General features: G+C 35.1%; 13 protein-coding genes. 11 read left to right on the top strand and 2 right to left on the bottom strand.

Annotated features, from left to right (window positions below; translation table 11 throughout):
• Positions 1-47 precede the first annotated feature (47 nt).
• The 6 genes from LV842_RS06940 to LV842_RS06915 all read left to right on the top strand — a co-directional run bounded on the left by LV842_RS06940 (position 48) and on the right by LV842_RS06915 (position 6600).
• Positions 48-1841, top strand: a complete 1794-nt coding sequence (locus LV842_RS06940) for an endonuclease (RefSeq protein WP_233110736.1) — start codon at positions 48-50, stop codon at positions 1839-1841.
• 59 nt (positions 1842-1900) lie between these two features.
• Positions 1901-2638 (top strand): shikimate dehydrogenase family protein, encoded by a 738-nt coding sequence (locus LV842_RS06935; RefSeq protein WP_233110735.1) that lies wholly within the window; start codon positions 1901-1903, stop codon positions 2636-2638.
• A 73-nt stretch (positions 2639-2711) separates the two neighbouring features.
• A complete protein-coding gene (locus LV842_RS06930) occupies positions 2712-4520 on the top strand; it encodes a DUF349 domain-containing protein (RefSeq protein ID WP_233110734.1) in 1809 nt (602 codons plus the stop codon).
• 58 nt (positions 4521-4578) lie between these two features.
• On the top strand, positions 4579-5598 hold the full coding sequence (gene ribD / locus LV842_RS06925; protein ID WP_233110733.1) for a bifunctional diaminohydroxyphosphoribosylaminopyrimidine deaminase/5-amino-6-(5-phosphoribosylamino)uracil reductase RibD: 1020 nt from the start codon (positions 4579-4581) through the stop codon (positions 5596-5598).
• Between the two features lie 53 nt (positions 5599-5651).
• Positions 5652-5903 (top strand): bacteriocin-like protein, encoded by a 252-nt coding sequence (locus tag LV842_RS06920; protein WP_233110732.1) that lies wholly within the window; start codon positions 5652-5654, stop codon positions 5901-5903.
• A gap of 97 nt (positions 5904-6000) precedes the next feature.
• Entirely contained in the window at positions 6001-6600 is a 600-nt protein-coding gene (locus LV842_RS06915; protein WP_233110731.1) for an IMPACT family protein, read from the top strand.
• A gap of 10 nt (positions 6601-6610) precedes the next feature.
• Here LV842_RS06915 and LV842_RS06910 read toward each other — a convergent pair whose 3' ends face one another.
• The gene (locus tag LV842_RS06910; protein ID WP_233110730.1) at positions 6611-7726 is read right to left on the bottom strand and encodes a hypothetical protein; all 1116 of its coding nucleotides are present in this window, start codon (positions 7724-7726) and stop codon (positions 6611-6613) included.
• 121 nt (positions 7727-7847) lie between these two features.
• Positions 7848-8558, bottom strand: a complete 711-nt coding sequence (locus LV842_RS06905) for a zinc metallopeptidase (protein WP_233110729.1) — start codon at positions 8556-8558, stop codon at positions 7848-7850.
• Positions 8559-8663: 105 nt separating this feature from the next.
• Between LV842_RS06905 and LV842_RS06900 the strand changes: the two genes are divergently transcribed.
• The 5 genes from LV842_RS06900 to LV842_RS06880 all read left to right on the top strand — a co-directional run bounded on the left by LV842_RS06900 (position 8664) and on the right by LV842_RS06880 (position 13021).
• Positions 8664-9797 carry a GNAT family N-acetyltransferase gene (locus LV842_RS06900; RefSeq protein ID WP_233110728.1) on the top strand — a complete coding sequence of 378 codons (1134 nt, stop codon included), beginning with the start codon at positions 8664-8666 and terminating at the stop codon, positions 9795-9797.
• Positions 9798-10186: 389 nt separating this feature from the next.
• On the top strand, positions 10187-10558 hold the full coding sequence (locus LV842_RS06895; protein ID WP_089796243.1) for an NADH-quinone oxidoreductase subunit A: 372 nt from the start codon (positions 10187-10189) through the stop codon (positions 10556-10558).
• 103 nt (positions 10559-10661) lie between these two features.
• Positions 10662-11222: an NADH-quinone oxidoreductase subunit B gene (locus LV842_RS06890; RefSeq protein WP_047397471.1), complete on the top strand. Its 561-nt coding sequence runs from the start codon at positions 10662-10664 to the stop codon at positions 11220-11222.
• A 5-nt stretch (positions 11223-11227) separates the two neighbouring features.
• Complete coding sequence (locus tag LV842_RS06885) at positions 11228-11722, top strand: NADH-quinone oxidoreductase subunit C (protein WP_233110727.1); 495 nt, start codon at positions 11228-11230, stop codon at positions 11720-11722.
• Between the two features lie 75 nt (positions 11723-11797).
• Entirely contained in the window at positions 11798-13021 is a 1224-nt protein-coding gene (locus tag LV842_RS06880; protein ID WP_233110726.1) for an NADH-quinone oxidoreductase subunit D, read from the top strand.
• The last annotated feature ends 40 nt before the right edge of the window (positions 13022-13061 follow it).

Raw genomic sequence — 13061 nt, 5'->3', positions numbered from 1 at the left:
ATATAACGCTTCATTTTTTCGTACCTTTACGCCCCCAATTTTAAAAAATGAAACGAATATTATTTTCTTTGCTGTTTACATGCGCGTTTATTAGTGCATTTGCTCAGATTCCAACAGGATATTATAATGGTACAGCAGGACTTACCGGTGCTGCTTTGAAAACAAAACTGAATCAAATCATCACCAATGGTCACGTAGATCATGGCTATGGCGGACTTTGGACAGGTTACCAAACCACCGATCGTGATTATTACTATGAAAACGACGGAACCATCTTAGACATTTATTCCGAAAATCCTACAGGTACAGATCCTTATACTTTTACTTACGGGACCAACCAATGTGGTTCTTACAGTACAGAAGGAAATTGCTACAACAGAGAACACGTAGTACCTCAAAGTTTGTTCAACAGTAATTCTCCAATGGTTGCAGACATCCATTTCATCAGAGCGACCGATGGAAAAGTAAACGGAATGAGATCTAACTATCCTTACGGAAAAGTAGGTTCTGCTTCTTTTACTTCTTTGAATGGTTCTAAACTGGGAACTTCTGTTTCTCCGGGATATTCAGGAACTGTTTTTGAGCCAATCGATGCTTTTAAAGGAGACATTGCAAGAATGATTCTTTATTTTGTAACCCGATATGAAACACAACTCTCCGGATTCAGCTCCGGAAATATGTTGGGAGGTTCAGCTTTTCCCGGTCTTCAAACTTGGGAGCTTAATCAATTATTAGCTTGGAATACATTAGATCCTGTTTCTCCTGCCGAAATCGGAAGAAACAATGCTTCTTATACTTATCAGGGAAACAGAAACCCTTACATTGATCATCCTGAATATGTTGATCAGATTTGGGGAACACCTGTTGTAGACACCCAAGCTCCTACAGCTGCTACCAATTTAGTGGCCAGCAACCCTACCAGCAATTCAATTTCTTTAAGCTGGACCGCTGCTACAGACAATATAGGAGTAACTGGATATGATATTTATTTTTCTAACGGAACTCTTTATGCTACCGTAACAGGAACAACCGCAACAGTTCAGGGATTAACTCCTTCTACAACCTACACATTCTATGTTATTGCTAAAGATGCCGCAGGAAATTCATCACCTCAAAGTAATACTGCAACACAAACTACTCTTGCAGGACAACCAGGAGGAGGAAGCTGTGGTACTGAAGACTTCAACAATATTCCGGCTGCTTCTTCAAGTTATGCTACTCAAACCTGGACTAATAACGGAATTACATGGAATGCAACCGATGCAAGAACAGATCAAAGCATTATTGATAATTCCAACAACAAAGCTATTACTATTAGAAACGGAAATCTTACCAGCTCTACTCTTTCCGGAGGAATTCAGAGCTTGACAGTGACTGCTGCCTTAAAATTCTCCGGAAGTTCAAGCAGTCTTAATGTTGAAGTAAATGGAGTTCAGGTAGGAACCATCCCATATACAGCTACATCATCAACTCCTGTTACCATCAACAACATCAATGTAAGCGGAAATGTTGTCATAAAAATCGTTAATCCAACTACCGGAAACCGAGTTGCGATTGATGATCTGAGCTGGACTTGCTATAGCACCTTGGCTACAACTGAAACTTCAAAAGAAAAAACATTCAGTATTTACCCTAATCCAGTTAAAAATAATCAACTGTTTGTAAAAGGAGAAAACCTAAATAAAATTTCGAAAGCAGAAATTATTGATCTTTCAGGAAAACTTATTCAGGTCATTCAGCATCCTTTTAAGAACTCTAACAAAATAGATCTTAAATCTTTATCAAAAGGAGTTTATTTACTGAAAACAGATCTCAATACTACAAAATTCATTGTAGAATAAATACAAAATTTAACCTTTTAAAGACCGATTTTTTTCGGTCTTTTTTTTATTTTTGAAGTATGATTTCCAACAAAAAATTAGGTTTAATAGGACGCAATATTTCTTATTCTTTTTCAAAAAATTTCTTTGAAAATAAATTTCAAAAACTGATGCTGAAAGATTTTTCTTATGAAATTTTTGACTTAAATGAACTCCATGAAGTTGAACATTTATTTTCCACTCCCGATCTTTTAGGATTTAATGTCACTATTCCTTACAAAGAAAAAATCATTGATTATCTAGATGAGCTGAGTGATGAAGCTAAAAAGATTGGCGCTGTAAACTGTGTCTTGATTCGTGACGGAAAAAAAACAGGATACAATACCGATGCTTTCGGATTTGAAAAAACATTGCTTCTTCATAAAAAAGCCCACCAAAACTCTGCTCTTATTTTAGGCAACGGAGGGGCTGCAAAAGCCGTACAATATGTTTTGGATAAACTAGGAATTGCATCTATCACTGTTTCCAGAAGCACAGCAATCAATTTTGATAATTTAGATCAGAAAACCGTTGAAGATCATCCTATTATTATTCAGTGCACTCCCGTCGGAACTTTCCCGAATGTAGAAGACTGTCTGAAGTTCCCTTTTGAAGGGCTTTCTAAAGATCATCTGGTGATTGATTTAATTTATAACCCCAACTACACCCAATTCATCATCAATGCTTCCGAAAAAGGAGCAAAAACCGTGAATGGCTATTATATGCTGGAACAACAGGCAGAAAAAGCCTGGGAAATTTGGAATTTTCAAAAAAAATAACATAAATTAGTGTTTTAATTGGCTTATTGCTATATTTAGAAGATATTATTGCCTCTCACATAAAAGACTTGCTATGACTACAGAAAACAATCTTTCTGAAAACGAAGAAAAGAAAAACACCCCCGAAGTATCTCCACAAAATTCATCAGAAGAAACCCTTTCTTCTCATGAACCCCCTCATGATGAAGACACAGAATCTGTAGAAGATCATGAAGAAGAAGTTGAAATTTCTTTGTCGGATGCTTTAAAGGAAATGGAAAAAATCATCAACATGCCTAATGCTGGTGAAAATTTCAAAAAATTCAATCTTTTAAAGGAAAAAGCAAGCCATTACATTCATGATGAGACAGAAGATAAAAAACATGAGTATGTAGAAACCGGAAATGCTCCTGAGAATTTTAGTTACGAACATCCTTCCCAAGCCAAGTTTTCCGCTTTAGTGAATATCTTCAGAGAAAAGCATGACACTTACCAAAAAGGACAGGAAGAAGATCAGAAGAAAAGCCTTGAGCATCGCCAAAGCATTATTGAACGACTTAAAAACCTGTATACCAATTCCGAACCGGGAACAAATCTTTTTAAATCGATCCGTGAGATCAAAGAAGAATGGTCTAAAGCTGGACAGGTTGCTAAATCTGAATTTAAAATCCTTAACAACAATTACTTCCATCATCTGAATCAGTTTTATCAAATGCTGGATTTAAATAAAGAATTTCTTGAGCAGGAATACGGTCATAATTTGGAGAAAAGACAGCACATTATAGAACGTGCCAAAGAACTGGAAAATGAACCTGTGATTCAAAAAGCACTGAATGAGCTTCAGTACCTTCACAAACTTTGGAAAGAGGAAGCTGAGCCTGTTGCTGAAGAATTCCGTGAAAAGACATGGGAAGAATTCAAAGAAATTTCCAACAAAATACACGAAAGAAAATCTGAACTTTCTGCTGCCATAGAATCTGAACAAACGGTAAATCTGGACAAAAAAAATCAGATTATCAGTGATATCAAGAAACTTGCAGAGCCTTCGGAAATTCCTAATCATAATTATTGGCAGAATGCCATCCGAAAAGTTGAAGATCTTCGTTCCGAGTTTTTAAAAACAGGAAGTGTTCCAAGAAAACTGTCTAATCAAAACTGGAATGAGTTCAAAACGACCTTAAGAAGTTTCAATACAAATAAAAATAATTATTATAAGTCCTTAAAAGGTTCTCAGCAGAATCATCTGGAAGAAAAGTTAAAACTCATCCAGACGGCTAAGGATAACATGAACAATGAAGAGTGGGATATTGCTGTACCCTTATTCAAAAAGCTTCAGGAAGACTGGAAAAAAATTGGTCACGTTCCTAAAAGTATGACCAATAAAATCTGGGATGAATTCCGTGATGCCTGCAATACGTTTTTCAACAATTACAGAGAAAAAAGTAATACTTCCACAGATAACTGGAAAGAAAATTATAAAAACAAAAAAGAGCTTCTTGAAGAACTGAAAATGGTTTCCAATGAAGATGGCAGTATCGAAAAGATCGAAGCCATTAAAACTGCTTGGAATAATATCGGAAAAGTTCCGAGAGATAAGATCTCGATCAACACTGAGTTCAACAAAACTCTGAGAGAGAAACTGAAGCTGAATAAAATCAACGAGCTTGAACTTAAAGAAGAAGGTTTATCTGAAAACCAGCTTACCGATAAAGCTAGAAAAATCAAGAGTCAGATTTCTGATCTTGAAGCTGAAATTGTAAAACTGGAGAATAACTTATCATTCTTCAATAAGCCATCAAGAGAAAACCCTCTATTGAAAGACACTTTCAATACCATCGATGAGAAAAAAGCTCATTTAGAAACATTAAGACAAAATCTTCACAGCATTATTGCAGGAGAATAAATTTATTAAAACATCTAAAAAGCGGAGCCAATCATTTGTCTTCGCTTTTTTCTTTCCTATGCAAGACGAATTTTACATTAAAAGATGCATCGAATTAGCCCAAAAAGCTAGCGGAAAAACCTATCCTAATCCTTTGGTAGGAAGCGTAATTGTTCATGATGGAAAAATAATTGGTGAAGGCTACCATCATAAAACCGGAGAACCTCATGCTGAAATAAATGCCATCAATTCCGTAAAAGACAAAAATCTGATCCCTGAATCTACCATTTACGTTTCATTGGAACCTTGTGCCCATTACGGAAAAACCCCGCCCTGCGCTCTGAAAATTAAAGAATTAGGATTCAAAAAGGTGATCATCGGAGCCATGGATTCTCATGATAAAGTAAACGGAAAAGGAAAAAAAATCATTCAGGATGCAGGGATTGAAGTAGTTTCCGGGATTTTGGAGAAAGAATGTATTGAATTAAATAAAAGATTTTTCACATATCATGAAAAGAAAAGACCGTATATCATTCTGAAATGGGCAGAATCCGGAGATGGATTTTTAGATAAAGATTTCAAACCCACCTCCATTTCCAATACTTTGGTGAATCAATTTGTTCATCAATTAAGAGCTGACGAACACGCTATTTTAGTAGGAACTCAAACCGCTTTGAATGACAATCCGAGCTTAACTGTAAGAAATGTGGAAGGCACAAATCCTGTGAGAATCTTAATTGATTTTGATTTAAAAGTTCCTCAAGATTTCAGCATTTACAATACGGAAGCTAAAACTTTAGTTTTCAATTCCATAAAAGAAGAAAGCAAAGAAAATATTCATTTCATAAAAATTGGAAAAGAAAATTTCCTGTCTGATTTAATGCAAGCTTTATACAAAGAACAGATCCAATCTGTGATTATTGAAGGCGGAAAGTTTACTTTACAACAGTTCATCAATGCTAATCTTTGGGATGAAGCCATTATCATTAAAAATGAAAATCTAAAACTGGAGAATGGAACTCTAGCTCCTCAATTTGATTTTAAACCTTATAAAACTGAGAATTTCAGAGATAATATTATCTATTATTTTCATCAATAAAAATCACCATTGTTGGAATTTTATTTTTATATTAGACATGAAAAAAATATTTTATGAAAAATTTAAAGAAAATTTCCAGAACTGCTTTAAAGCAAATTCATGGTGGAGAATGGGGAAATCCTGGAGGATTAGGTGATTTTGGACCTGAACCATGTGGCGGATCTTGGTCTGTCAGTATGGGACCTCGCTGCCAATGCATTGCAATGGGCGGAACTTGGGCTTGTGACAAATGTATTACAGGTGGTAGAGAAAAAGCTATTTTGGCAATAACAAATACTTGTGAGCAATTCAATAACTGGCCATAGTCTAACTATTAAACCAAATCATAAATGTCGCCTATCGGCGACATTTTTAATATAAAACTATTAAAATTATATTCCATTCTATATTTTTGCATACTCAATGATATACGAATACAAAACCATAGAAAAACCCGTCGAAAATACTTTATTAAAGGAAAAAGGAAGCAAATTCATCGGCTTTGCCTTTCCTGTGGATAATGAAGTAGAATTAAAAAACGCTTTGGAAAAAATAAGAGCGGAACATCCGAAAGCAACGCATCATTGCTACGCTTTTCGAATGGGTTTGAATGGTGAAAATTATCGTGCCAATGATGACGGAGAACCTTCAGGAAGTGCAGGTTTGCCCATTTACAACCAGCTTTTAGCAAATGAAATCACCAATGTTCTGGTTATTTCAGTTCGTTATTATGGCGGAACGAAACTAGGTGTTTCCGGCTTGGTAAAAGCATATAAAGAATGTGCGAAAATTACCCTGGAAGAAGCAAATATCGTTACCAAAGAATTGGAAATTGAAATTAAAATCCAATTTAACTTTAATCAGCAGAATGTCATTTTCACCTTATTATCAAAATTTGACGCGAAAATCGTCAACTTCGATTCACAGGAAAAAGCATCAATTATAGCTAAAATAAAACTGAAACATAAGGATGAAATTGTAAGCGCCTTAGCAAACTTACAGTTTGTAGAGTATACATTATAAGTTCAGGAAACTACAACTCAACACTTTTACCAGTTTCAGAATTGTAAAGGATTATTTTCACGTTATCCTTAGCGTATTTTTGCTTCAGATAAACCCCAATTTTTCTGTAAATTTTAATTTCAGGAATCGGTACTGATTTTATTTCTTTTAATGCCCAGTTTTGTAAATTGACACATTCCTTCCCTTTACAAAGATTGTAACTTTCTGGTTCAAAATAAGGTTTCAGTTCTTTTTCATTCTCCGAAATACAGATATACATCTGATTTCCTTTTCCTGAATATAAATTAAATGAAAAATACTGATACCAACTTCCGAAAAAACTAAAAACTGGCATCACAAACCAAAGAACTAGCCAAGGTAAATTAGGAACAATGTTATTTTTATTGACAGACTCAAATGGTTTTAAATACACAATGATTAAAATACATATCATTGCCAAATTCCAGGGCCAGATCACAGAATTGTATTTCAAACCTAGTGGTCCGATTAAAATCAAAACACTCAGGTGCATAATGATCAACAAATAACTAATTTTCCTTTTTGAGTTTGAAATAAGGAGTAATATTGCTAAAATAATTTCAGTAATAGGAATGAGTAAGCCAGCAAAAAACAGTTTGTACTTTAAAATAAATCCCATTGAAAGTCCTAAAAAATCTACCAGAAACATATTCAACCATACAGTAGAAAGAAAATCACGATTCATTTTGTGCAAACCACTGAAAAGATAAATGGATATTAAAAACAGATGACTTAATAATAAGATATTTTTAGGTTTATAAAAATTAACAATAATCAACAATAAAAAGCACAAATACATATATTCCCAAGGCTGCCATCTTACGACATCCAATGAACAGCTGATTATTTCTGATATAAATAAAGCAATCAGCAACCATCGATTGATTTTAAGACATAGGATCGCTAACAGCACTAAAAGAGAAAAACCCAATAAAAACTGATGCAAAAAATCCGGAACATTTTTAAAAATATCAACTGGAGGAATTACCGGATAAACCCTTTCTGCAATCCACGTTTTATAGCTCCAGATTTTTGTAAGAAACCAGAAAAAGGCAATCACCTTTATCAAATAGCTGATTTGTTTTTCTGATCTATCTCTTGTAAGCATTTATGGTTTCTGATTATGTTGTATCAAAAATATCAAATAGAATTGATATGAAATCATTTTAATAAAAAAACAACACCTCAGAAAATTTCTGAGGTGAAGCATATTGAATCTGTTATAAAAACTAATCTCTTCTTCCGCCCATGAGTAAAGATGCCCAATAAAGAAGCTGTGCCAGCGAACCGATAGCCGCAACAACATAGGTTCTTGCTGCCCATTTTAAACTATCCTCTACTCCAACATATTCTTCAGAAGTCACTGTTCCGGTATCTTTCAACCATTTCATCGCTCTGTTGCTCGCATCATATTCTACAGGAAGCGTTACAAATGCAAATAATGTTGTAAATGCAAACATGATGACTCCTATAGCTAAAACCAATCTATTTCCTGTCGGATTTTCAATAGTCTGAGTTGCTGTCATAACCATAATCCCGGCAAGCAGAACAAATTGCATCAAATTAGAGCTTATATTGACTACAGGAACCAATTTTGAGCGCAGCTGAAGCATAGAATATCCTTTAGCATGCTGAACGGCATGACCGCATTCATGTGCCGCAACTGCTGCCGCCGCTGCATTTCTCTGCATATAAACACCTTCGGAAAGATTTACTGTCTTATTTTCCGGATTATAGTGGTCAGTTAATTGTCCGGGAACTGAAATTACCTGTACATCTGTAATCCCGTTATCTCTTAACATCTTCTCCGCAACCTCCTTTCCAGAAAGCCCGTTTCGAAGATGCACATTGGAATAATATGCAAATTTCGATTTCAATCTCAATGAAACCCACCAACTTACCAGCATTGACACACCGATAATAATGTAATAACCTATCATTTTATTAGATTTTAAATGTGTTTTTTTACTATTTTGATGTAAAAACTGTGCCAAAGTATTGCTTTTTATTAATTATATTTGTCTGTCTAATCAGCGTCATTTATTATGTCGAAAGTATCAATTATAGAAGTAAAAACTCCGGATCAATTAAAGCAATTTGTTCGATTTCCAATGGATTTATATAAAAACAATCCTCACTATGTTCCTTCATTCATCAATGATGAAATTAATATCTGGAACCCTAGTGAAAATCCTGCACTTCAATATTCTGAAGCGAAACAGTTTTTAGCCTACAAAAACAATACTCTCGTTGGCCGAATTGCCTTGATTATCAACCACAAGGAAGAAAAAGAACTGGGAATCAGAAAAGTTCGTTTCGGATGGATAGATTTTATTGATGATGAGGAAGTTTCTCAGGCATTAGTTCAGACAGCAATTGATTATGCTAAAGAAAAAAATATTGATAAAATTGAAGGTCCAATGGGCTTCACCAATCTCGACAAAGCAGGAATGCTGACATTAGGTTTTGACAAATTGGCAACCATGATCGGAATCTATAATCATGAATATTATCCTAAGCATCTTGAAAAATTAGGTTTAGTAAAAGAAAAAGAATGGGTAGAATTCGAACTTGTATTTCCGGAAATACTACCTGATAAAATACACAAATTCAACGAATTAATTTCTCAAAAATACCATCTTAAAGTTTTAAGCTTCACGTCTAAAGAAGAGATTTTGAAGTATGTAGATCCGATGTTTGATCTTTTGGACGAGACTTACAAGCATCTTTCGACCTACACTCCTATTTCCGACGACCAAAGGAAAACGTATAAAGAGAAATATTTTCCGCTAATTGACAAAGATTATATCGTTTGTGTTGCAGACGAAAACGATCATCTCGTTGCCTTTGCCATCACAATGCCTTCCTACTCAAAAGCTTTACAAAAATCCAAAGGCAAATTATTCCCTTTCGGATGGTGGCATTTTTTAAGAGCAGGTAAGAAAAACGACAGAGCAAACTTTTATTTAATCGGAATACACCCTGATTATCAAAGACGTGGAGTAACTTCAATCATCTTCAAAGAAATCTGGAAATTATTCAGAACAAAAGGCGTAAAATATCTTGAAACAAACCCTGAATTAGAAGAAAATAAAAGCGTACAACTTCTTTGGCAAGATTACAACCCCGTCAATCACAAAAGAAGAAGAACATACTCCATGAATATAAGTAATGAGTAATTGGTAATGAGTAATGAATGATCTTTTTCAATCATTTAACTTGCCCGCATTTTTTACAAACTAAAAATCCACAGGTTCTACCCTATTTATAATGAAACCACATCTTATCGTTTTTGCCATTTTAATCGCAGGATTTATTGTTTACAATTTCTTTTTCAAGATAGAAGATGACAGAACAAACACTGTAGTTAACATAATATATGCAAGCATTTTATTTGGTTATATCTCCTTCATGGCTTTTTCTCTGCTTAAAAAAATGAAAAAATAGACGCTATTTTTATTGATTCTAAATTACCAGTTTTTCCTATTTTCATCCTATTTTAAAGCTGATAAATTTCATGCTTTCTTGTTTATTCGTTAAATTTGCAAATTGAGATAATAATGTAAAAATGAATTTACCTGAAAGTTATATTCCAATCCTTTTACAAGCAGGTGTTGCGGTAGCATTCGTAGCCGTTTCATTGCTTGGAGCGCATTTTTTAGGTCCAAAACAGAAGAAAGGAAATTCTGTAAAAAACCAAAGCTGGGAATGTGGTGTCCCGGTAGAAGGAAATGCAAGAACGCCGTTTTCTATCAAATACTTTTTGACAGCGGTATTATTCGTATTATTCGATATTGAAATCGTATTTTTTTATCCATATGCAGTTAACTTCAGAGAATTCGGAATGGAAGGATTCTTAGCTGTACTTACATTCGTAGCGATTTTCTTCATGGCATTTTTCTATGTATGGAAACGTGGCGCATTAGATTGGGATAAATAAGGAATTATAAATTTTAAATTACAAATTTTAGATAGGGATTTTTAATTAAAGTTAACATTAACAATAATTTAGAATCTAAATTTAAAATCTAAAATCTACTAAAATGTCAGATAACAAACCAGTAATAAGAACAGATGCACCTGCTCCGGAAGGATTTGAAGGAGAAGGGTTTTTCGCAACGAAACTGAGCAGTGTAATCGGAATGGCTAGAAAGTTTTCACTTTGGCCGTTACCTTTTGCAACCTCTTGTTGTGGTATCGAGTTTATGGCTACCCTGAACCCGACGTATGATGCTTCAAGATTTGGTATGGAAAGAAACTCTTTCTCACCAAGACAGGCAGATATGTTGATGGTTTGCGGAACTATATCTAAAAAATTAGGCCCAGTCCTAAAAGAAGTTTACACTCAGATGGCAGAGCCAAAATGGGTGGTAGCAGTTGGAGCTTGTGCTTCCAGCGGTGGTATTTTTGATACTTATTCAGTATTACAAGGAATCGATAAAATCATCCCTGTTGACGTATACGTTCCGGGATGTCCTCCAAGACCGGAGCAGATTATCGAAGGAGTAATGCAGGTTCAGGCTCTTGCAGAAAGCGAAAGCATCAGAAGAAGAGATATGCCTGAATACCAAAAATTATTAGATTCTTACAATATAAGCAACTAACGGAAATGACAAACGAATTTGTATTAGAAGCAATCACAAGAGAATTTCCGGAGTCTGTAATCTCAAGTTCAGAACCGTATGGAATGCTAACAATTGAGGTGAAGAAAGAAGATTTGAAGAAAATTGTTCATTATCTTAAAGATTCATCATTAGAGTTTAACTTCCTTACAGATATTTGCGGAATCCATTACCCGGAATTTCCAGAGAAAGAAATAGGCGTTGTTTATCATTTGCATAATATGATGGCTAATTTCAGATTGCGACTAAAAATCTTTATGTCCAGAGAAAATATCGAAGTAGATTCTTTAGTTGAATTATATGCCGGAGCTAACTGGATGGAAAGAGAAACTTTTGATTTCTACGGAATTAAATTTAAGGGACATCCTGATCTTAGAGCTATTTTAAATATGGAAGATCTTGGATACCACCCCATGTTGAAGGAATATCGTTTGGAAGACGGAACAAGAACCGATAAGAACGATAGCATGTTCGGAAGATAAAATATAATGCAATAAGCAGTAAGCAGTAAGCAATAAGCTTAAAGCCTAAAGCCTATCGCCTAAAGCATTTAAAATATGAAAGATAACTCATTATCTAATATACTAAACCAATACGAAAGTAAGGAACAGATTGACGGTCAATTGTACACCCTCAATTTAGGACCCACTCACCCTGCAACGCACGGGATTTTCCAGAATATCTTAACGATGGACGGAGAAAGAATCCTTCACGCTGAGCAAACCGTTGGATACATCCACAGAGCATTTGAGAAAATTTCTGAAAGAAGAAACTATTCTCAGATCACTACCCTTACCGACCGTATGAATTACTGTTCTGCACCAATCAACAATTTAGGTTGGCATATGACAGTTGAAAAGCTGATCGGAGTTAAAGTTCCAAAACGTGTAGATTATATGCGTGTCATTTTAATGGAATTGGCAAGAATCGGCGATCACTTGATCTGTAACGGGGTAACCGGAATGGACTCCGGAGCAATTACTGGTCTTACTTATATGTTCATCGAAAGAGAACGTATTTATGATATGTACGAACAGATCTGCGGAGCGAGAATGACAACCAATATGGGAAGAATCGGAGGTTTTGAAAGAGATTTCACGCCAAAATTCCATGAGTTATTACAGGACTTCTTAAAAACATTCCCTGCAAGATTTAAAGAATTCTGTACTTTATTAGAAAGAAACAGGATTTTCATGGACAGAACCATCGGAGCAGGAGCCATTTCTGCAGAAAGAGCATTAAGCTATGGTTTCACAGGTCCGAACTTGCGTGCAGCAGGGGTAGATTATGATGTAAGAGTTGCACAACCATATTCATCTTACGAAGATTTCGACTTTATTATTCCCGTGGGAACATCAGGAGATACTTACGACCGTTTCATGGTTCGTCAACAAGAAATCTGGGAATCACTTAAAATTATCAATCAAGCATACGACAATCTTCCGGAAGGTCCATTCCACGCGGATGTTCCTGATTTCTATCTTCCTGAAAAGGCAGATGTTTATCAAAAAATGGAAGCTTTGATTTACCATTTCAAAATTGTAATGGGAGAAACTGATGTGCCAAAAGGTGAAGTTTACCACGCTGTAGAAGGTGGAAACGGAGAATTAGGATTCTATTTGGTGAGTGATGGTGGGAGAAGCCCTTACAGACTACACTTCAGAAGACCATGTTTTATCTACTACCAAGCGTATCCGGAAATGATTACAGGTTCTGTAATTTCTGATGCGATTGTAACGATGTGTAGTATGAATATTATTGCGGGAGAATTAGACGCATAATACATTAGACAAAAAGATAAAAGAGGAAAGAATAAAGACT

Origin of the sequence: Chryseobacterium gwangjuense, assembly GCF_021311115.1 — a bacterium.
Taxonomy (GTDB): domain Bacteria; phylum Bacteroidota; class Bacteroidia; order Flavobacteriales; family Weeksellaceae; genus Chryseobacterium; species Chryseobacterium gwangjuense.
This window is presented reverse-complemented; position numbering and strand designations above follow the sequence as displayed.

What these genes read in the sequence shown, in the direction of transcription:
- ribD (WP_233110733.1), top strand. Translation starts at nt 4,579, where the DNA reads ATGCAAGACGAATTTTACATTAAAAGATGCATCGAATTAGCCCAAAAA.
- LV842_RS06885 (WP_233110727.1), top strand. Translation starts at nt 11,228, where the DNA reads ATGACAAACGAATTTGTATTAGAAGCAATCACAAGAGAATTTCCGGAG.
- LV842_RS06900 (WP_233110728.1), top strand. Translation starts at nt 8,664, where the DNA reads ATGTCGAAAGTATCAATTATAGAAGTAAAAACTCCGGATCAATTAAAG.
- LV842_RS06940 (WP_233110736.1), top strand. Translation starts at nt 48, where the DNA reads ATGAAACGAATATTATTTTCTTTGCTGTTTACATGCGCGTTTATTAGT.
- LV842_RS06880 (WP_233110726.1), top strand. Translation starts at nt 11,798, where the DNA reads ATGAAAGATAACTCATTATCTAATATACTAAACCAATACGAAAGTAAG.
- LV842_RS06935 (WP_233110735.1), top strand. Translation starts at nt 1,901, where the DNA reads ATGATTTCCAACAAAAAATTAGGTTTAATAGGACGCAATATTTCTTAT.
- LV842_RS06910 (WP_233110730.1), bottom strand. Translation starts at nt 7,726, where the DNA reads ATGCTTACAAGAGATAGATCAGAAAAACAAATCAGCTATTTGATAAAG.
- LV842_RS06930 (WP_233110734.1), top strand. Translation starts at nt 2,712, where the DNA reads ATGACTACAGAAAACAATCTTTCTGAAAACGAAGAAAAGAAAAACACC.
- LV842_RS06890 (WP_047397471.1), top strand. Translation starts at nt 10,662, where the DNA reads ATGTCAGATAACAAACCAGTAATAAGAACAGATGCACCTGCTCCGGAA.
- LV842_RS06920 (WP_233110732.1), top strand. Translation starts at nt 5,652, where the DNA reads ATGAAAAATTTAAAGAAAATTTCCAGAACTGCTTTAAAGCAAATTCAT.
- LV842_RS06895 (WP_089796243.1), top strand. Translation starts at nt 10,187, where the DNA reads ATGAATTTACCTGAAAGTTATATTCCAATCCTTTTACAAGCAGGTGTT.
- LV842_RS06905 (WP_233110729.1), bottom strand. Translation starts at nt 8,558, where the DNA reads ATGATAGGTTATTACATTATTATCGGTGTGTCAATGCTGGTAAGTTGG.
- LV842_RS06915 (WP_233110731.1), top strand. Translation starts at nt 6,001, where the DNA reads ATGATATACGAATACAAAACCATAGAAAAACCCGTCGAAAATACTTTA.